The organism is Vibrio gelatinilyticus (assembly GCF_022836845.1).
Taxonomy (GTDB): domain Bacteria; phylum Pseudomonadota; class Gammaproteobacteria; order Enterobacterales; family Vibrionaceae; genus Vibrio; species Vibrio gelatinilyticus.
Genome location: NZ_JAJNNZ010000001.1, coordinates 280,452 through 300,853, shown reverse-complemented (window position 1 = coordinate 300,853; position 20,402 = coordinate 280,452). Strand labels below are relative to the sequence as shown.

The 20,402-nt window shown below is 44.6% G+C and carries 21 protein-coding genes; 10 read left to right on the top strand and 11 right to left on the bottom strand.

The features are described from left to right. Positions 1-73 precede the first annotated feature (73 nt). The gene (locus LNL84_RS01370; protein WP_244354534.1) at positions 74-949 is read right to left on the bottom strand and encodes a LysR family transcriptional regulator; all 876 of its coding nucleotides are present in this window, start codon (positions 947-949) and stop codon (positions 74-76) included. A gap of 307 nt (positions 950-1,256) precedes the next feature. Between LNL84_RS01370 and LNL84_RS01365 the strand changes: the two genes are divergently transcribed. The 6 genes from LNL84_RS01365 to recR all read left to right on the top strand — a co-directional run bounded on the left by LNL84_RS01365 (position 1,257) and on the right by recR (position 6,998). Next, positions 1,257-2,354: a response regulator gene (locus LNL84_RS01365; protein ID WP_244354532.1), complete on the top strand. Its 1,098-nt coding sequence runs from the start codon at positions 1,257-1,259 to the stop codon at positions 2,352-2,354. A 383-nt stretch (positions 2,355-2,737) separates the two neighbouring features. Further along, positions 2,738-3,112, top strand: coding sequence for a YbaN family protein (locus LNL84_RS01360; protein WP_244354530.1), 375 nt, complete (start codon positions 2,738-2,740; stop codon positions 3,110-3,112). 147 nt (positions 3,113-3,259) lie between these two features. Next, positions 3,260-3,805 (top strand): adenine phosphoribosyltransferase, encoded by a 546-nt coding sequence (gene apt, locus LNL84_RS01355; protein ID WP_244354528.1) that lies wholly within the window; start codon positions 3,260-3,262, stop codon positions 3,803-3,805. Positions 3,806-3,820: 15 nt separating this feature from the next. Further along, on the top strand, positions 3,821-5,950 hold the full coding sequence (dnaX, locus tag LNL84_RS01350; protein ID WP_244354526.1) for a DNA polymerase III subunit gamma/tau: 2,130 nt from the start codon (positions 3,821-3,823) through the stop codon (positions 5,948-5,950). A gap of 91 nt (positions 5,951-6,041) precedes the next feature. Continuing rightward, positions 6,042-6,371 carry a YbaB/EbfC family nucleoid-associated protein gene (locus LNL84_RS01345; RefSeq protein WP_042474318.1) on the top strand — a complete coding sequence of 110 codons (330 nt, stop codon included), beginning with the start codon at positions 6,042-6,044 and terminating at the stop codon, positions 6,369-6,371. Positions 6,372-6,398: 27 nt separating this feature from the next. Next, on the top strand, positions 6,399-6,998 hold the full coding sequence (recR, locus tag LNL84_RS01340; RefSeq protein ID WP_244354524.1) for a recombination mediator RecR: 600 nt from the start codon (positions 6,399-6,401) through the stop codon (positions 6,996-6,998). Positions 6,999-7,048: 50 nt separating this feature from the next. Here the strand turns inward: recR and aqpZ are convergent, their stop codons facing one another. Together aqpZ and LNL84_RS01330 are read right to left on the bottom strand one after the other, a co-directional pair. Continuing rightward, entirely contained in the window at positions 7,049-7,735 is a 687-nt protein-coding gene (gene aqpZ, locus LNL84_RS01335; RefSeq protein WP_244354521.1) for an aquaporin Z, read from the bottom strand. Positions 7,736-7,848: 113 nt separating this feature from the next. Beyond that, the gene (locus tag LNL84_RS01330; protein WP_244354519.1) at positions 7,849-8,097 is read right to left on the bottom strand and encodes a YkgJ family cysteine cluster protein; all 249 of its coding nucleotides are present in this window, start codon (positions 8,095-8,097) and stop codon (positions 7,849-7,851) included. A 148-nt stretch (positions 8,098-8,245) separates the two neighbouring features. On the opposite strand from LNL84_RS01330, the gene LNL84_RS01325 reads away from it, so the two are divergent. Next, complete coding sequence (locus tag LNL84_RS01325; RefSeq protein ID WP_279610903.1) at positions 8,246-8,686, top strand: YcgN family cysteine cluster protein; 441 nt, start codon at positions 8,246-8,248, stop codon at positions 8,684-8,686. Between the two features lie 393 nt (positions 8,687-9,079). Further along, the gene (locus tag LNL84_RS01320) at positions 9,080-9,814 is read left to right on the top strand and encodes a ParA family protein (RefSeq protein ID WP_244354517.1); all 735 of its coding nucleotides are present in this window, start codon (positions 9,080-9,082) and stop codon (positions 9,812-9,814) included. A 124-nt stretch (positions 9,815-9,938) separates the two neighbouring features. On the opposite strand, the gene LNL84_RS01315 is transcribed toward LNL84_RS01320, so the two are convergent. From LNL84_RS01315 to gap, 6 genes are all read right to left on the bottom strand, one after another. Continuing rightward, positions 9,939-11,822, bottom strand: a complete 1,884-nt coding sequence (locus tag LNL84_RS01315) for a BCCT family transporter (protein ID WP_244354515.1) — start codon at positions 11,820-11,822, stop codon at positions 9,939-9,941. A gap of 91 nt (positions 11,823-11,913) precedes the next feature. Further along, a complete protein-coding gene (locus LNL84_RS01310) occupies positions 11,914-12,267 on the bottom strand; it encodes a hypothetical protein (protein ID WP_244354513.1) in 354 nt (117 codons plus the stop codon). A 120-nt stretch (positions 12,268-12,387) separates the two neighbouring features. Next, entirely contained in the window at positions 12,388-13,371 is a 984-nt protein-coding gene (locus LNL84_RS01305; protein WP_244354511.1) for a ChaN family lipoprotein, read from the bottom strand. Between the two features lie 127 nt (positions 13,372-13,498). Further along, positions 13,499-14,329, bottom strand: coding sequence for a 23S rRNA (guanine(745)-N(1))-methyltransferase (gene rlmA / locus LNL84_RS01300; protein ID WP_244354509.1), 831 nt, complete (start codon positions 14,327-14,329; stop codon positions 13,499-13,501). Positions 14,330-14,410: 81 nt separating this feature from the next. Then, positions 14,411-15,307, bottom strand: coding sequence for a D-hexose-6-phosphate mutarotase (locus LNL84_RS01295; RefSeq protein WP_244354507.1), 897 nt, complete (start codon positions 15,305-15,307; stop codon positions 14,411-14,413). Positions 15,308-15,449: 142 nt separating this feature from the next. Then, on the bottom strand, positions 15,450-16,445 hold the full coding sequence (gene gap, locus LNL84_RS01290) for a type I glyceraldehyde-3-phosphate dehydrogenase (protein WP_244354505.1): 996 nt from the start codon (positions 16,443-16,445) through the stop codon (positions 15,450-15,452). A 338-nt stretch (positions 16,446-16,783) separates the two neighbouring features. Here gap and msrB point away from each other — a divergent pair, with 338 nt between their 5' ends. Beyond that, positions 16,784-17,194 (top strand): peptide-methionine (R)-S-oxide reductase MsrB, encoded by a 411-nt coding sequence (gene msrB, locus LNL84_RS01285; RefSeq protein WP_425244270.1) that lies wholly within the window; start codon positions 16,784-16,786, stop codon positions 17,192-17,194. Positions 17,195-17,266: 72 nt separating this feature from the next. On the opposite strand, the gene LNL84_RS01280 is transcribed toward msrB, so the two are convergent. Beyond that, entirely contained in the window at positions 17,267-18,082 is an 816-nt protein-coding gene (locus LNL84_RS01280) for a DUF2989 domain-containing protein (protein ID WP_244354502.1), read from the bottom strand. Between the two features lie 178 nt (positions 18,083-18,260). On the opposite strand from LNL84_RS01280, the gene LNL84_RS01275 reads away from it, so the two are divergent. After that, positions 18,261-18,551: a YeaC family protein gene (locus LNL84_RS01275; protein WP_244354500.1), complete on the top strand. Its 291-nt coding sequence runs from the start codon at positions 18,261-18,263 to the stop codon at positions 18,549-18,551. 49 nt (positions 18,552-18,600) lie between these two features. Here the strand turns inward: LNL84_RS01275 and LNL84_RS01270 are convergent, their stop codons facing one another. Continuing rightward, a complete protein-coding gene (locus tag LNL84_RS01270) occupies positions 18,601-20,160 on the bottom strand; it encodes a SulP family inorganic anion transporter (protein WP_244354498.1) in 1,560 nt (519 codons plus the stop codon). Positions 20,161-20,402: the final 242 nt, after the last annotated feature.

The following is a 20,402-nucleotide window of genomic DNA, read 5'->3' as shown; positions in this document are numbered from 1 at the left end:
AAGTGGCTAACGACAGTTGTGGCCTACTTACCAAAACGAAATGAAGAAAACCAGAGCTTAGCTCTGGTTTTTTTTAGTCTAAGTGATAGGCAATCACAAAGTCGATAAACAATCTTACTTTTTCGGGTAAGTGATCTTTGTGGTTGTAAAGCATATAAATATCACGAGGGTTGGCGCTCCAATCGGGCAATACACGGACTAAGCTGCCTTCTTCTATGTATTCTCGAATCATCACATTGGGCATCAAGGTGATACCCAGCCCAGCAGAGCACGCACTGCGCACCACACTCAGCCCATTCGCTTCGAAGCGTCCCTTACTGCTATTTATTATGGTTTCGTCATTGCCATTGCGCAGTTGCCACTTAATCAATGGCATCCCTTTCAATAAGTTATGCTGAGTCAGTTCCTCGGCGTGCTTAGGCTGCCCATATTTTGCCAGATATGCAGGGCTAGCAATTAAGATATCCTCTACTGAGCTGATCTTACGTGCGATTAAGCTTGAATCACGTTGCGGACCGACGCGAAAAATGACGTCCCACTCTGTAGGATCAAGCTGATCAGCATGGTTGCTCATAGTGAGTTCGAGATTGATATCTGGGTACTCTGTCATAAACACATTGAACATCGGCATCATCATGCGCTTAGTTAGGTTAGACGGCGCTGATATTCTGAGTTTACCCGAGGCTCCTTTGCACTCGTCGGCAATTTCTTCAGATGTCGCCGTTAAGCGTTGTAGTAAAGGCGAGCACTCTTTATAAAAACGCTCGCCAGCCTCAGTGAGAGATAATTTGCGTGCGTGGCGGTTCAACAGTCGAAGGTTGAGTGAATCTTCAAGTGCTTGGATTCTCCGAGTGATCGTAGCAACTGGGATCATGGTCTTACGTGACGTTGCTGTATAGCTCCCATGTTCAACAACCAGTCGGAATAGATTTAAGTCATCTAGTTTCATATGTTCAAACACTTCTAATGATTTGGTTTTGGGGGTAGGGTGAACCGGTATCACGACCTTTAATGTTAATATTGTTATTTTATTGAAATGCCGAATGTAATGGTGTCAACCTATCCGTATACTGATGTTTTATCAGCTATTTCTTATATTGTATTAGATCTTGGCTAAAAGCGGTATATTTGTATAAAGGCGTTTTTTTGCCTAAAGTTAATATACTCAAATTTCACTAAAGGAATTTGAGCTAGAACAGATCGAACACAATAAATAATAATAACAAACGCTTTTTGTTTTTGTGAGGCGTAGCTTTATGTCTAGAACTGACAGTCAGGTAGCTGAAGCTGTAGGGCAACAGCGAGGATCCGCGCATATTATGGTCGTCGATGACGATCCTATTTTTAGAAATGTAACTCGAACTTATTTGGAGGCAATTGGCCATACTGTAGTTGAAGCTGCTGACGGAGTAGAGGGTTTGAAAGCGCTTAATAGTAGCGTTCCCGATGTGGTCTTGTGCGATCTCGCAATGCCACTTTTGAATGGTATCGAGTTTGTCGAGGAGGTCGGGTTAGAATATCCTGACTTACCCTTAATCGTTATATCGGCGACGGGTGATATGTCAGACATCGCGAAGGCGTTGCGCTTTGGGGTAAAAGACTTCTTGAGTAAGCCTATAAGAGACTATCAACATTTAGAACATTCTATAGGAAAAGTGCTCGATGATAACTCCATGGACGTCGGAGAGAAGGATTTTATCGATCGTTGGTTTCGTTTAGGTGAAATGGAATCAGACGACGAAAAAGAGCTTCAATGGCACCTCAAGTTTTTAGAAGAAAATCCGAATGCGGCTCGGGAATTACTCAACGCCTTATTGCCTGAAAAAGATTCTAGGCAAGGGGTGTGGCATTGCAGTTATCGGCTTCTACAATCAGCGGATTGCATGCCCCTAGTGTTCGACTATACGTGGCTAATGAGCGGCCAACTGGCGTTTTATCTGGTAGATCCATCGTCGAGTGAATCTGGTGGCATCGCCAGTACTTTGTTAGTCAGGGCGTTATTTGACGACTATGTACGCCGGTTGCACCATAATGTTGTGGATTTAAAACAGCTTGCTGATAATGTGGAAAAAGGGTTGAACTGTTCTTCTTATGCGCGCTCGGTCGAAGCTATTTTTGGTGTTGCTGATTTGACGGAAGGCACGTTGTCAATTCTACCAGCGGGGTTGAATTGTCGTTGGGAGAGCAATGACGCCAACTACAATATTTCCGGTGCTAAACGACTCGGTGAGGGGTGTATCGGAAATTTCATGACAAAAGAGTTGTCGATTGATGAAGACAGCAAGCTCACGCTAAGCAAAGTTGGGACAACGAATTTTTGTTGGGATATCAAATCTGGGCGTCTCAATCAATGAGATAGCACAATAACCACAGTTTTAGTCTGTTTTTTGCATCATGTAATTAAGTTATAGTAAAAATGTTACCAACTGTGATTGGGAGGCCGTCGGACTTGTTCTGAATTAGGCTTCCTTTTTTATTTTTGGTCCTTCTTGCTTATTCGCTTTTGAATGGCGATTTACTGCCAGCCCATGGGGTTGGAACACTGCCCAATTACACAACAAAGAGCTTAGTAAATGTCCGATACAGAATTTAAAGAACCTTACAATATTTTTTACTTTTTAGGTTTTATTGCCGTATTGCTTATCCCAACACTTCCCGCTACTCTAACTTGGATTAGAGTTCTCAATGGGTATGCTGGTTTTTGAGTAAATTAAAAATAAATTCCCTGCGGCGTTTTTTGTGGAACGCAGCAGGGGGCCTTAGCCTAGTATTAGGTGCTATCGGTATTTTGCTACCCCTCCTACCTACGACTCCGTTTATTCTCCTTGCAAGTGCATGCTTCTTAAGAGGAAGCCCTGGTTTCCATCAATGGCTACTGCGCAATAAACATCTTGGCCCAGTGTTAATAGAGTGGCAGTTACATCGCTCGATATCTGCTACGGTTCGAATCAAAGGGCTGATCCTCATTTTAGCTAGCTTTGCATTCTCGATCTATATGGTCCCCCATATGTGGTTAAAGCTTGCACTACTTTGCTTTTTGGTTGCGCTGGTGAGCTTCTTTTTACGGATTCCTGTGAAGGAGTCGGTTGCTGATAGAGGCGAAAATCTCTAAAATCGAAGAATGTGTGTCCACAGTTAGGTGGACATTTGTTTTTTAGACGATAGGAAAGCACGCAAGTGTTGCTTCCAGAATATCGCAATATTATTTTGGCACTTAGTAAGGTCGATGATCTTTCAGTGCTCCCCAGAGAATGACACTATGACAATCGAAAAAATCTCACAGATAAAATCCAGCATCAAAAGCATTCCAGATTACCCTAAACCAGGGATTTTGTTCCGTGATGTAACGAGCCTTATGGAAGATGCTGCGGCGTACAAAGCGACTATCGATATTCTAATTGAAAAATACAAAGATCAAGGCTTTACCAAAGTTGTTGGCACAGAAGCTCGTGGATTCCTGTTTGGAGCTCCACTTGCTCTAGAGCTTGGCTTGGGCTTTGTACCTGTGCGTAAACCAGGAAAATTGCCTAGAGAGACGGTCGCTCAGAGCTATGAACTAGAATATGGTATGGATACCTTAGAAATCCATGTCGATGCTATTGTTGAAGGCGACAAGGTCTTGATGGTAGATGACTTGCTGGCAACGGGCGGTACGATCGAAGCGACAACAAAACTGATCCGCCAGTTAGGTGGAGACGTTCACCATGCTGCGTTTGTAATCAACCTACCTGAAATCGGTGGAGATAAGCGTCTGGAAGCTCTTGGTATTGAAGTGTATAGCATCTGTGAGTTTGACGGTCACTAATTAGGTACCCAATTAATGAGTTATCTCGCTTTAGCGCGTAAATGGCGCCCACGTAAATTCTCTGAAGTGATTGGTCAATCACATGTCCTGACTGCTCTAGAGAACGCCCTGGAACAAAACCGATTACACCACGCTTACTTATTGAGCGGGACTCGAGGGGTTGGTAAAACGTCCATAGGGCGTTTATTTGCAAAGGGCTTAAACTGCGAAACGGGCATCACATCGTCTCCTTGTGGCGTGTGTTCAACTTGTATTGAAATCGACGAAGGTCGTAGTGTTGATTTACTCGAAATCGATGCAGCTTCAAGAACCAAAGTCGAAGATACGCGCGAATTGCTTGATAACGTGCAATATAAGCCGGCTCGCAATCGATTTAAAGTGTACCTCATCGATGAGGTACATATGCTCTCTAGACACAGTTTTAACGCACTTTTGAAAACGTTGGAAGAGCCACCAGAATACGTTAAGTTTTTATTGGCGACGACCGATCCTCAAAAGCTACCGATGACGATATTGTCACGCTGCCTTCAGTTTCACCTGAAACCGATTACGGTTGATGATATTCAAAAGCAACTTGCTCATATTCTTAAGCAAGAACAGGTTGACGCTGAGGCTAAGTCTCTTCCACTACTGGCGTATGCCGCTGATGGAAGTATGCGAGATGCATTGAGCCTGACAGATCAAGCGATTGCTTTAGGAAATGGAGCGATTAGCGCCGACTCTGTGAGTCGAATGTTAGGCGTGCTGGACACGGCTCATGCGATTCATATCTTAGAAGCTATAGCCAGCTATCAGGGGGAAGTGCTGATACAAGCCATTGAGCAGTTGGCAGTAAATGGCGTTGATTGGGATTCTTTATTGCAAGAACTTGCAACGCAACTGCATCGCATTGCCATGTATCAAGCATTACCTGCAAGCCTCGATAAAGACAGTTCTGATGCCAATAAGATAGAGCAGCTTGCTGGGCTTATCTCACCTCAAGATGTTCAATTGTATTATCAAATTGCATTGAAAGGGCGGCAGGATTTACCCTCGTCTCCGACCGAGCGGATTGCCGTCGAAATGACGTTGTTGAGAATGTTGGCATTTAAACCTGCAGCGACCCTCTCTGCCAATGAAATTGTCGTTGCTCCAAGTGTGCCACAACCAAACCATGAGGCGACCGCGCCCCAAGCATCTTTTCAACCACAAGCTACGCCACGCGAGAGTGACAGGGCGCAAGGCGACTCTTCGCTAGGTAGCCATACACCGCCACCGCATTATGTGGCGACAGAGCAATATGCGCAAACGGAACCTGTATCACAACAGCGTGATTACGAAGAATATGCAGTTCAGCCTATGACTGAGATGCCACCGGGCGTTTCACCACATAGGGAAAAAACAGCTACAGATAAGCCTGAAGTGAAAGCAGAAATGCCATCTCCAGCAGCTCCAGTTGCTAGAGGCCTAAGACACCAACTTCGCTCTCAGCGCCAGGGCTTATCTGAACAGAAGAAAGATCCGAGTAACTTTGCAAAAAAGACCAAAGCAACATCTGAATCCAGTTCAGTACTGGAACGAGTCGCGCAGCGTAAATCGTTGACGCCACCTTCGTCAGATGTTGCGATGTCTGCTAAACGTCATAGTGAAGTGAAGGATGAACCTTATCGTTGGCAGCCCATTAATGAGCCTGTGGTCGAAAAGAAGAGTGAGCTTACCCCTACGCAAATCAAAAGCGCTCTAGAGCACGTAAAAACACCAGAAATGGCGGAATTGTTGCTGGAGGAAGCGGTAGCGAAAGACGAATGGTCTGCGCTAGTAGAAACATTAGCTACTGCGAAAATGGTAGAGCAACTCGCATTGAATGCGGCTTATTCAAAAGATGGTTCAACCATTGCTTTACAACTCCGTTCGTCACACGCTCATCTCAATACAGAAAGAAACCAAGCTCAATTGCTGGATGCCCTAAATCGTGAATTACAAACGGAGTGTCATTTATCAGTACAGATCGGTGAAGAGGGCGTCACACCTTTGGAACTTAGAGAGCAACTGTACCAACAGAAATTGCAGCAGGCTTTCTCCAGTCTTGAAGAAGATCGTAACATTCAGTTTTTGGCAACTCGATTTTCTGCGGAGCTAGATGAATCAAGTGTTCGACCGCTATAAGAGTGGTGAATAAAAACAGCGCTCATGGGGTTGCAATTTGGTAAATCTACCCCCATGTTTTAAGTAAATCTGAATCAACAGAGAGTACAATATGTTTGGTAAAGGCGGTATGGGCAACCTAATGAAGCAAGCCCAGCAAATGCAAGATCGTATGCAAAAGCTTCAAGAAGAAATCGCAAATATGGAAGTGACTGGTGAGTCAGGTGCCGGTCTAGTGAAAGTGACCATTACGGGCAGCCACAGCACTCGTCGCGTAGAGATCGACGAAAGCCTAATGGAAGACGATAAAGAAATGCTAGAAGACTTAATTGCTGCAGCATTTAACGACGCCGCTCGTCGTGTCGAAGAGACTCAAAAAGAAAAAATGGCTTCAGTGACTGGTGGTATGCAACTTCCACCAGGCATGAAAATGCCTTTCTAATCATTTAAATTAGAAAATCTTAATTTAATGCGTACTAGCCATATGCTGGAGCATTTGATGGAGGCCTTACGTTGTCTACCTGGGGTTGGTCCCAAGTCAGCTCAGCGCATGGCCTTTCATTTGTTACAGCGTGATAGAAAGGGCGGCATCCAGTTATCTGAGGCGTTAAGCCAAGCAATGACCGAAATTGGACATTGCCAAGAGTGCCGAACTTTCACAGAAGAAGACATTTGTCATATTTGTACCAACCCTAAACGTAAAGAAAATGGTCAACTTTGTGTTTTGGAAAGCCCGGCGGATATCGCTGCGGTGGAGGCCACAGGACAATTTTCCGGCCGTTATTTTGTGTTGATGGGGCACCTTTCCCCTCTTGATGGAATTGGGCCAAGTGATATTGGCTTGGATACCTTAGAGTATCGCCTTCGCCAAGGGGACATAGAAGAGGTCATATTAGCCACAAATCCAACGGTAGAAGGTGAAGCGACAGCACATTATATCGCAGAGCTTTGTCATATTCACAATGTGTCCGCAACGCGGATTGCACACGGTGTTCCTGTCGGTGGCGAGCTTGAGTTGGTTGATGGTACGACGCTTTCACACTCTTTGCTTGGCAGACAAAAAATCTAAATGTAGAAAGGCGCTTTTAAAGCGCCTTTTTTCATGCTTAGGTGGGGGTGTTACTTGGCCAGCAAAGAACGATAGATCCAAGCACCAATTGCCGCGCCAATGATAGGGGCAACCCAAAAGAGCCACAACTGTGACATTGCCCAGTCACCCACATAAAGTGCTACGCCAGTGCTGCGAGCTGGGTTAACGGACGTGTTGGTCACGGGAATGCTGATTAAATGAATTAGGGTTAAGCATAAACCAATGGCAATAGGAGCAAAACCTTGTGGTGCTCGTTCATCAGTGGCTCCCATGATGACGATCAAAAACATGGCTGTCATCACGACTTCGGTGATCAGCGCGGCCAACATGGAATACCGACCAGGGGAGTGCTCAGCGTAGCCGTTGGAAGCAAAGCCCGACGCATCGGCATCGAAACCGACTTGCCCCGAGGCAATCATATAGAGGATCCCGCCGCCAATAATTCCGCCTAGCACCTGAGAAGCAATGTAGGGTATGAGCTCTTTTGCCTCAAATCGACCACCTACCCATAGGCCTATACTTACCGCGGGGTTAAGATGGCAGCCTGAAATGTGACCAATGGCAAACGCCATGGTGAGTACAGTTAGGCCAAAGGCTAAAGATACACCTAAAAGTCCTATTCCAACATCGGGAAAGCCAGCCGCCAGTACGGCTGAGCCGCAGCCGCCTAGAACTAGCCAAAAAGTACCAAATGCTTCGGCAAAATACTTATTCATAAGAAGTCCTATGTCTCTTTAAGTTCTTTATGAAACATAGCTGATATCTGGTAAGTTGCTAACTAAGCAAGCCAATTCAATAAAAATGATAGGGCGATAATAAAGGGTAAAGTCTAGGTTAATTTTTCAAGCTCAAGCAAGTTCTCTAGTGCTTTTTGGTTGCTGTTGCTGCATAGGTCGGGGCAAGGTTTGAAAGCGTGGCATACTTTAGGTCGCTCGGGTTTACCGAACAACTTGCAAAGGTTGTCATCATTTAGCTGTATACAGCGCACTCCTGATGGTTTGCCATTAGGCATGCCTGGGATTGGCGAAGATATACTGGGAGCAATACAACAGGCTCCACAACCAAGTCTGCATTCCATTGGGTGCACTCATGAAATAAAGGGGCGACGATAGTACCAGAATTCGACGCACGATACAGCCAATGTCCGCTGTGATTTCGCTAAGCCTTGCAGTTTCACACAGGGCAGGGTATAAAGCGCTTCCTCAAGTATTATTGTGAGCTGCATTATGACAACGCCGTTTTGGGAATCAACACCATTAGACTCAATGACTGAAGAACAGTGGGAGTCGCTGTGCGATGGTTGTGGTAAATGCTGCCTGCATAAATTGATGGATGAAGATACCGATGAAGTCTATTACACCAATGTCGCTTGCAGTTGGTTAAACAGTGAAACGTGCTCTTGTAAAGACTATGCTAATCGCTTCCAGTCAGGAGAAGAGTGCCTGAAATTAACCCGAGACAAGATTTCTGAATTCAATTGGCTTCCAGAAACGTGTTCTTATCGAGTATTGGCAGAAGGCAAACCGTTACCTGCCTGGCACCCGTTGATTACGGGTGATAAGAAAGCAATGCATGATGCTGGTGAAAGCGTTAAAGACTCTGTTGTGTATGAAATCGATGTGGTTGATTGGGAAGATCACGTGCTCAATCATCCAAATAGAAGCTAAGATTCTTTCAAGGACTATTCAGGGTAAGTAGTCTGCTTGTGATCAGAGGCTCTAATGACACAGCCTCTTGGACAACTGCGCGATCTCCCTGATTTTTGTCTCACCTACTCCAATTTAAAAGTCCTCAGCAGCAATGTTTGCCTCTCTTCACGACACTGGTCGGTATTTTTGTTGCATTTAGTTAATATTTAACGCTTTTTCTGAACAGCAATACGATCATCATTCCAGAGTTGAAAAATAAGCCAGAGAGAGGCTATAGAGCCATATCCTTCAATATCGATAAAGTCAATAATACAGCCTATAGAAGTTTAGTTGTTGGTAACCATGCCTTTATGAGCAGTGTATATCGGTTGATGGAGGCGGCGGACTAGGAAATCGACAGGAGGTGGTGATTTGGATGGCATAATTGGTCGTAGGAGCTTGTTAGATAGAACTGAAAAAGACTTGCGAAATTACACGGTACTAGGTGAGCGAAAAGCGCAAAAGATCGGTATTGCACACGCAAGAGCAAAAAAAATCATCGTCCTGAATTTGAAAGGCGGTGTTGGTAAGTCGACATTTTCAGCGGGATTGATCAGCCAACTCATCGAAAAAGATAATAAAGTCGAGCTAATTGATTTTGATAATCAACAGTCTACTTATGGTTGGGCTGAAAACATCAATGATATTCCTTGCCAGAGCTATAATCCGGCAATGCGTAGCATGTCGAGTATGGGGATGACTCTGCGGGTTAACGCCGATTCAGACTATATTATCATGGACTCGCCGGCTAACTTTTCCGAGCCAGAGCTTACACGTTATCTTCGATATGCAGACTACATCATTATACCAATGCAGCCGTCGCCGGTGGATCTTCATGCCTCTTTGCCGTTTATAAACACTTTGATTGAAAAGCATTTGTATAAGAGAAGTAACATTAAGCTTGGTTTTGTTATTAACCGATGTTTTCAGCGAGATGATAAGCTAAAAAGAGTGATGTCATTGCTAAGTATTTTTAGCCAATTTAAAACGTTGGGTGTGATGAGTGAATCTGATTGCTATCAAGAAGCATTTCATTACAAACAGCTAATGAGAATTGAATCTCTTGATAAAGAGCTGTGGAGTGGGACATTAAACTGGCTTCGTTAGCCGAAAGTACATACCGTCACTTATCAACCGTAAAGCCCCTAGTAGCTAGGGGCTTTGTTGTATACGTAGCGACATAACGTGCGCCACTGGTGTGCGTCATATTGATGTCGCGCTAGTGAAATTCTTAGCTGATGAGACTAAGTTCCGAAAAGCGCAGTCGAGCCTCTTGAGCCGCACTCGATGATGCTTGCCGCTCTGCTTGAGCCTGAGTTAACTCTTCCATTTTGTCTGCAAGTTGCTTTGAAAGATCCGCCGGGAGGGTATGCTCGCTATCGACCTCACTATCACGATGCTCTAACGCATACGCTCGTATTTGCTTTTTGATTGCGCCGATTTGATGCAACAAATCACGTTCATTATCTGCTGCAATTTGTGCAGCGTCTTTAAATTTCTCAAACTGAGCGAGTGCCACACCTTCTTTAGACCAAGGATCGATTTCAGGCAGTTCTTCAATATTGATAGTGGGTTCCACGTAGTCGTCTTGATGACGAATATCTAAAGTGATGGCTTTGACAGCAGACATCATTAGCATGACGGAAATCACCAGTAATGGCAGACCTCCAACAATAGCCGCCGTTTGCAAAGTGCTTAAACCACCTAGGAACATCAGAACAGCAGGCAAAAAGCTAAGAGTAAATGCCCAGAATAGTCGATTCCAACGCATTGGTTCTTGCGTTACATCCTTTTGTACGACCGACGCCAAAATATAGGAAATCGAGTCAAAGGTTGTCGCAGTAAAGATAATACATAGTAAGGTAAAAAGCGCTATGACCAGTGTCGAATAGGGTAGCGCATCTAACATTGAGAAGATGACCTTTGTCGCCCCTTCAGTATTAAGAATTGAGACAATATCCAGTTGACCGGAAAGCTGTAATGAAAGTCCGTAGTTGCCCAAAATCATAAAAAATAGAAAGCACCCGCACGAGCCAAAAAACAGTGATCCTGCCACCATTTGTTTGATGGTTCGCCCTTTAGAGATCCTCGCAACAAACAGTCCCATACTCGGTGCAAACACAAGCCACCAAGCCCAGTAGAAGATGGTCCAGTCTTGTGGGAAATGAGTATTCTCAAATGATCCATAGCCACCAAATGGTTCTGCCCATGTCGCCATCACAAAAAAGTTGGACATCATGCGGCCGAGTGAGTCGAGTCCTGTTTCTAAAATGAATATGGTTGGTCCAAATACTAGAACAAAAGCAAGCAATAGCATTGCGCCCCAGAAGTTGATATTACTGAGAACCTTGATGCCTTTTTCAAGCCCTGCAAAGGAGGAGTATGCGAAAATAGCGGTACAAATACCCAAAACAGCAACCTGGCTAACGGTTGTTTTAGGAAGGTTAAATAACACGTTCAGACCTTCGCTGATGAGGGGAGCTGCAAGGCCTAAAGTCGTAGCCGCGCCACCAAGAAGACCAAAGATAAACAAAATATCGACCAGCTTTCCGCCAAGGCCAGTTGAGTGCTTTTCGCCAAGAATAGGCACGAGGGCACTAGAGATTTTTAGGGCGGGCTGTTTTCTTACGTAATAGAAATAAGCAATTGGAATAGCGGGGATGAGGTAGATAGACCAGGCTATTGGCCCCCAGTGGAATAAGCCGTATGTCGCAGCCCAGCGAATCGCTTCTTCGCTGCCAGCTTCTAGCTGGAACGGAGGCGATTGATAGTAGTATGCCCATTCAATGCATCCCCAATATAGGATGCTAGCACCAATGCCGCCGCAAAATAACATTGCCGCCCAAGAGCTGGTGGCAAACTCGGGAGATTCGCCATTTTGCCCCAATTTGATTTGGCCAATGTCACTAAAGATGATGAACACCATAAAGAAGAAGGCGGCCAGACCGAGTGAAAGGTAAAGAAAGCCAAGTTTATCCGTCATAATGGCTTTAGCTTGGCCAATCAACAACGCACCTTGTTCTGGGTACGCGATTAAAGGCAGTATGACGGAAAGCAATAGGGTAATAGCACCCCAAAACGTGACTTTATCGATGAGTTTAAAAAAGGAGTTCATAGGAAGTATCGAAAGAAAATTTTCGGCATTATCTAGAACGGTACCTATTGGCACAACTTGGCTTCTTTGTGGTATCGATTAATGGTGGTGATTAAGCTAAAGCTAAAATAAGAGCGCCAATTGTCGCGGCCGCTGACACATATTGTCCAGCAGAGTAGCTCGCGTCTTCCTGCTCTTTGATCGCGTCAGGGTGGTCCATACCTAGCGCGCCGTGAGCGAAAGATTTGACCGACTTACTGGTCTCGTTATCAGATTTATTGCCGCCCTGTTCTAACGGTTTTTTGTCTTGCTCATACAGTGCTTGAGCCCGAGCGGAAATAGAGACGCTGTCCGAAACATTAGGTGAAGATGGCAACACTTTGCCGTCACCGGCTTCAGGTTTCGCGTTGGCAATGATTTTGGGCTCATTTGTAGCGACATTGACATTGGATTGACTGACTTGCATATGAATCTCCATCCTTGGTCTATATTGGGTTATCGGCTGCCATACGAAAAACTTTTGTAAAAGTTATCTGGTATGGCTCTTCGATATATTGCAATAGACGCGCCAAGTATCGATGCTTTTTTAATCAGTGGGGGTTTCTATATCGCAGTTTAGTGTGTCGTTACGCTTATGAAGCGATTGATAGGCTTTCAGGCGGTTTTCTTGTTGTACGTAACGCGCCGGCAGCGGCAAGACCAATAAAGTATAATCGCTGCCCTGGGTAAGTGGCTTTGATGAAGACGGCGTGATGATAGTGATCTTCAAATTGGAATTAAGTCTACGAATTTGTGCTGCGATGCCCAAGCCTTGCTCTACGTGGAAGGTTCCCGCAATATGGATAACTTGTTTTCCAGGACGTTTGTTTAGGTAATCAACAATGCTTTCTGCCATCGTCGCATCCCACGTCAATTGTGCGGCAAATTGATTGTCCGTTTGTTGTGGATCGCCATGATGCATAGACGACATAAACTTGTTTTTGTATGGCGAAGCTTGTGTGTCAATAACAGTCGCGACATGGTTGCGCTGTTTTGAATCTAATTGTTCGAGATAACCAACACCTTTACGCCCAATGCATCGCACTACTTGTCGAGGAGCGTTGCTGGCGATAACATCGATAGAATGTGACTTTGCTAGTTCGATCAACGGGCGGTAATCACTTTCATAGTTTGGCCAGGTTTGAGCGTCCTGAATCAATGTTTGTTCGCCAATCTCAGAGCGCAAATACTGGTCGAGTATCTCTTGTTTGTCGCGCGAAAATTGCTCTAAGGACAGCGCGGTATCATTGCGAAAGCTAAGCTGGTTTAAAAGATCCGTTTGAAATCGGTGAATACCTGTATGAGTGTGCCATTCTCCGATTAAGACCACATCGGCTTGGACGATCTTGTCTGGTAGTGAGCCAAGTTGGAGCGCTTCTGTGGTGGGTGAAAGCAGCTGATAATCATAAAGCGTGTTCGGAGTGTTTTTCGTATTGTGTAATGGAAAGTGAGATTTTGCTAACTCAGGAGTAGCATTACTAGCGCAGCCAGCGAGGATGAATGAACTAAGAAACGCTAATCGATAATGCATGGTATTCCCCCAAGGTGAATCTTCATATACAAGATAGCGATAATCCACAAACCTTCAAGTTCCGAGATGCGTAGGCTCTGGCGCAAACACAGGGTCGTGGTAGAGCCTTATCCGGTGTTCTAGGGTGTTAAATGGATTTTGATTGTTTTTTATATACACGGATCATAAAATCTGCACGACACTCAAATTCTTTGCGCTCTGCCAGGTTGGCCTTAAGAGCATCATCCGCTTTCCATGCAAAAGGCGTCATTTGCAATAGGTCGAGACATTGTTTGCCAGTTAGGTGCATTGGGTAGGTCAGCGTTTGTTCGCTGATCAATGTCAGCCCTGCGATATCTTCTGCGTTCTCATCGTGCAGATTGACGTCTTGATAGATTAATTCTCTTAGCTCATAGAGGTGATGCGAAGCTGGGGTTACGGTGATCATAGTGCCACCATCTTTTAAGCAACGTAATAGCTCTTCATGTTTACAAGGAGCATAAATACGGATGATGCTATCAAGGGTGTCATCAAAGAATGGCAGTCGATGACTTGATGCAACAGAGAATGCGACGTTTGGGTAACGTTTTGCCGCGAATTTAATGGCGGCTTTTGAGATATCGAGGCCATAAGTTTGGCAGTGCTCATTACTTTGTTTGGCGCGACGAGCAAACTCTTGGGTGTAGTAGCCTTCTCCACACCCAATATCAACGACCGCTTGCAAAGGCCTACAGGCAAACTCTATGAGCTTGTCTGCAACGATTTCCCGTAGTGGGTGATAATAATCGTGTTCTAGAAATGCTCGGCGAGCCAGCATCATCTCTTTGTTATCACCAGGATCTTTTGAGCGTTTGTGCTGAACAGGCATTAAGTTTACGTAGCCTTCCTTAGCCATATCAAATTGATGGCGATTCTCACAAGTATAAGCGCGCTCAGTGATAGACAGTTTAGAGTGACAAATAGGGCACTGATAAGACATAAAAAAGACTCACGGGATAATTTCCCGTAAGTCTAACCATATCTTGCATTGGGTGCAATTTACCACTCGGGTATAAGACAACTATTTGTCGTTAGTACGTACCGAGAGAGTCGTTGCTAACTGATAGGACTGTTGCGGTTGAAGAGTATGACCGTTTTCGAGTGAATCTGCATGCAAGGTTGATTCTACACATAACATGTTGAGGTAGCCGTCATTGTCCATGTCAGCCATACCTTGTGCACCTACTGCCCATGGATTCCAAAGTACAGCAGAGTTATGTCCATGGTTCTCTATTGATAAGGTGCGTTGCTTAACTTTGTCACTAACCTCAATACGCTGTTGCGGTTTTGTATAAACGCGATCAATGGTATCAGTGACAATAAGAAGTTCGCCACCATGGCACAGTTTACCGTTTTGTAGACTATCGAGGTACTCAGCGCCCATTCCTCGAGTCTCGCTCTCGCGAACATCACCCACGTGAAGGTAAGTGTGTAACGCACCAGAAAAAGTCCATGGTGTGGTATCTGTGTTGGTGACATCAAGGGTAACTTTAAGTTGGTCGCCTACTTCAATATTAAGAATGGCATTAAACTGATGCGGCCAAATAGCCAGGCTGGATTCTGTGCATGGTAAGCCAAGACTGACAATGACACCATTTTCGTTTTCACGATGTTCAAGTAATGTCCATTCGCTGTTGCGCGCGAATCCATGTGCCGGTGCGGCTATACGCCCAAACCATGGCCAGCAGATCGGGATGCCGCCACGAAGTGCTGTTTTGCCGTCAAACTTAGCACTGTTACTCATCCATATAAGATCATCGTGACCGTTTGGCTGGTACGACACCACATGTGCACCTAGTAAGGCTATACCAGCAATCGCTTTCTCGTGGATGATACGTACGAATTTAACATCATCTTTCTTAACGATAGTGACACAGTCAGAGAGGACAGATAGAGCAGGGAGAGTATGTAAATCCATAATCACTTTTCCTACAGCAAATATTCTACAAGGAAACCTAACGTTGAGTCTGATTTGCTTTCAAAACATAAGGTTTCAGATACAAAAAAGGCGACTAAATAGTCGCCTTTTTCCTAACGAAATTCTTCGCTAACTGCTTACATTACTTAGAGATGTGAGCAACTAGGTCTAGAACTTTGTTTGAGTAACCGATTTCGTTGTCGTACCAAGATACAACTTTAACGAATTTGTCAGTTAGAGCAACACCCGCTTTAGCATCGAATACTGAAGTTTGAACTTCACCGATGAAATCTTGTGATACTACTTGGTCTTCAGTGTAACCTAGAACACCTTTAAGCTCGCCTTCAGATGCTTCTTTCATAGCAGCGCAGATTGCTTCGTAAGATGCAGCAGTCTTAAGGTTAACAGTTAGGTCAACTACAGATACGTTAGCAGTTGGTACACGGAAAGCCATACCAGTTAGAAGGCCGTTTAGTTCTGGAAGAACTACGCCTACTGCTTTAGCAGCACCAGTTGAAGATGGGATGATGTTTTGAGAAGCACCACGACCACCGCGCCAGTCTTTAGCAGAAGGGCCATCTACAGTTTTTTGAGTCGCTGTAGTAGCGTGAACTGTTGTCATAAGACCAGACTCGATACCGAACTTGTCGTTAAGAACTTTAGCTACAGGCGCTAGACAGTTAGTAGTACAAGAAGCGTTAGACACGATGTCTTGACCAGCGTAAGTTGAATCGTTCACACCCATAACGAACATTGGAGTTGCGTCTTTAGAAGGGCCAGTTAGAACTACTTTCTTAGCACCAGCAGTGATGTGCTTACGTGCAGTCTCGTCAGTAAGGAAAAGACCAGTTGCTTCAGCAACAACGTCAACACCGATAGCATCCCATTTTAGTTCTTCTGGGTTACGCTCAGCAGTTACACGTACAGTTTTACCGTTAACGATTAGGTTACCACCTTCAACTTCAACAGTACCGTTGAAACGGCCGTGTGTTGAATCGTACTTAAGCATGTATGCCATGTACTCTACGTCGATTAGGTCGTTAATACCTACAACTTCAATATCGTTGCGCTCTTGCGCTGCACGAAATACGAAACGACCGATACGGCCAAAACCGTTAATACCTACTTTGATAGTCATTATGTTGCTCCACAACTTAATTTCTGTTTAAAGATAACTGGTAGTAAAATTACAGAATCCAGTATTCAACTGCAATAGATAATCGGACTTAACTTGTCTAAAGTCAAAAAAAAGTGTCCCTTTTCTTAACATTTGGTATTAAATGACGTTTTTTTGAACTTTTGTGGTGGTTGTATAGTGTACAAATGATGTTATTAACCTTTATTTTAATATAGGTTAACATTACTCATACAGTTTTCGCCGCAACAGAAAAAACGAGCTACAGCTCAATTAATCCCGTAAGTTAACTATCCAGTGACTAAAATTTAGACGATAACAAACGGAGTGTACAGTAAATCGTGAACGAATCTAAAAGAGTAACGAAGTCAAGTGAGGATTGGCGTCAAGAGCTTACTGACGAGCAGTATCGTGTTTGTCGGCAAGGGGGGACCGAACCCCCTTACAGCGGGACACTGCTTCACAATAAAGAAACCGGAGCATATCAATGTACTTGCTGCAAAACGCCACTGTTTAGCTCAGATAATAAGTACGACTCAGGTTGTGGGTGGCCTAGCTTTGATGCCCCTATTAATAACGGAGCTGTACGGTATTTGAATGATCTCAGTCACGGAATGCAACGTGTCGAGATACGCTGCGCAACGTGTGACAGCCATTTGGGGCACGTTTTCACTGATGGCCCGACGACCACGGGGGAGCGCTATTGTGTAAACTCAGTGTCGTTAATTTTCAACAAAACTGACAATTTGTGAGTAATAGACAAAAAAAATGTATCATTTTTTCAAAATGATACATTTTCGTCAGATTAGTTACTGTTAAGAATGTCAGTGGTTTTGGTGGTACGATTGTTGGTATGTGCCTTTTTCGATGCTACTGATAATTTCATTGGCTTTGCTGTTTAGCTTCGTGAAGGTTGTGTCGCCGAAAGGGTATAGCAGCCTCAGTTCGTTGTCATTAGCAATAGGGACATTGAAATGTCGTCCCACCATTGCCCATGTATATGACTGTTCATAACGGCCCAGACTTTGATTAACACTCGCGAGCGATTTAATGATATCCACATTGAGATCATCTTTCGCTGTGAGCTCTAATGCTCTGTGAAGGAGAACAATGGTTTTCTCTTTGTCGCGAGTGGTGTAGTAAGTTGCGAGCGCATATTGTAAGGAGCTGGTCTCTAAGGCACCGGTTCCTTCCAGCCGAAGAAACTGTTGTCTCGCGAGGCGACTGCCAGTTTCACTCCAAAGAAAGTACAATGTTTCTGGCGCAGAAGTATTTGTGAGTTCATCGGAAATTCGGGTCTGTTCATCAATGGTATACACTAGGGCGTTGTATCGGAGCGCTTTTAAATCAGCTTGTTCTATCGGCTGAATTTGTGAGGCGAGCTCTAAGCATTTCTGATAGGTTTTAAAAAGTCTAAACTCCTCTATTTTTGATCGCTCGCTGACATCGCCTTGTGCCTGGTGGCGGTGCCAGATAACATCTGTACGGGCAACTCTGCATTGACCATCATTGACGTTCATTTTATTGCATTCGAGTGATTCATTGTTTTTACACAGTTGGTCAGTGTTCTTCCGACTTTGAAAGCATCCGGTAAGAGAAAGCGCAACTAAGGCGTATAAAAGGGTGCGGATTAATGGCATGTCATAACACTTGTGATCAGAGACACTTATTTGTTGGTGGTAACTTGACTCAGTGTAGCATCGCGTTATGTTTTCAGTAAGGAATTAACCTCTCAATTCTCAATACTATTTCGATGCAGAATAGTACATGTCTCGTATAAATGCAGTGGAGCAATTTAAAAGAGACTAAGGACATATTATGGACGTAGAACAACTATTGGCGGCAATGACGCCGGATGTGTATGACAGGCTCACCTACGCGTGTGAAACAGGTAAATGGCCAGAGGGTGCTGCTTTGTCGCAAGAGCAAAGAAACTCTTGTATGCAAGCCGTAATGCTGTATCAGTCAAAGCACAATGTAAATCCCGAGCACATGAGTGTCGCAGCGGGTGGTGAGATAGCCTTTAAAAGTAAATCAGAACTGAAGAGACAGTTTCAAGGTGATCAGAGTGATATCGTCAGAGTAAAAGCTGATAGCCTGATAGATTGACGCTAAACCATCAAATAGGAAAAAGGGGCCATCGGCCCCTTTTTTGTGTTTAACCAGCTAATATATCGGTGGCGACTTTATAGCTTGGATCCTCTTTTACATTGATCTCGACTAAGCTACCAGCCTTGTGCAGAAGGGCTCGGCAGTCTGGGCTCAAGTGACGAAGGTGCAGCGTTTTATTTACGGCATTATAGCGCTCAGCAAGCGTTTCTATCGCTTCGATAGCCGAATGATCGGCAACGCGGGAATTTGCAAAATCAACAATGACATCTTCAGGGTCATTTTTTGAATCAAACAGCTCGAGGAAATTAGCGGCTGAACCGAAAAAGATAGGACCATTGATGTGATACTCTTTCGAACCGTCAGCATTGGTGTTACTGCTCGCATAGATGTGTTTAGCGTGTTCCCAGGCAAACATTAGCGCAGAAACGATGACACCTACGGCTACGGCGACTGCTAGATCTGTGAGTACGGTTACGACAGTCACTAAAACAATGACGAAGAAATCACGTTTAGGTACTCGACGTGCGAGTTTAAATGTAGCCCATTCGAAGGTACCAATAACCACCATGAACATAACGCCGACGAGTGCGGCTAGTGGGATCATTTCAATAAGTGCTGCTGCGAACAAAATGAACATCAGTAAGGCTACCGCCGCAACGATACCTGAAAGTCGACCACGACCACCTGAGTTAACATTGATCATTGATTGACCAATCATTGCACACCCGCCCATTGCTCCAAACATCGAACAAGTGACGTTTGCTAGGCCTTGGCCTACACACTCTCGGTTTGATTGACCGCGAGTGTTAGTCATCTCATCCAACACTGTCAATGTCAACAATGACTCGATCAAGCCAATTGCAGCCAAGATGATTGCATAAGGTAGGATGATTTGCAGCGTTTCTAAAGTCAACGGTACGACCGGGACCGAAAATGTTGGTAGTGAACCTGCTAGGGTCGCATTGATATCACCCGACATTGTTCTTAGGAAGTCGACCACTGTGCGGGTTTCAAGATCAAGACCTTGTACGAGTAATGTTACGCTTACTATTGCCACTAAAGAAGATGGTACAGCGGTCGTGAATTTTGGTAAAAAGTGGATGATAGCCATAGTCAGGCCAACCAAGCCAAGCATAAGCAACATTTGACCTTGTGGCAGCCATGTTAACGCGCCTGATAGATCAGGTGCTTTGAACTGACCCAGCTGAGCTAAAAAGATAACAATGGCCAAACCATTAACGAAGCCAATCATCACAGGGTGCGGTACCATTCGAATAAATTTACCCAGCTTGAATAGTCCTGCGGAAATCTGCAGGACACCAGCAATGAGTATGGCAGCGAATAGGTATTGGACACCATGAGTAGCCACTAGGCTGACCATTACAACAGCCATAGCGCCTGTTGCCCCCGAAATCATACCAGGACGACCACCGAATATAGACGTGATCAAACCGACGATAAACGCGGCGTATAGGCCAACCATTGGATCGACGCCAGCCACGAAGGCGAACGCTACGGCTTCTGGAACAAGTGCTAAGGCAACGGTAAGGCCTGACAACACATCATTTTTTACAGAGTGCTTTGAAAATTGTGGGAACTCAAACATTTTAGCTCAACATTTATAGGGTTAGAGACAGAGAATTACAATGAGCGCGAATTATCAAAGTTAGTCAATACGCGCTTTTTTCACCGGTATGAGCCTTGTAGCTCGTCAACACAAGTAGAAAGCGGCATTTTCAAAAGGGTAGATTCAACCGATTGAGTTAATCAATGCTTCGAAGATACGATATTGCGACAGAGTAATGTATAAGGGGCTCGATCCTACAGAAATGTCACTATAAGTTCAAT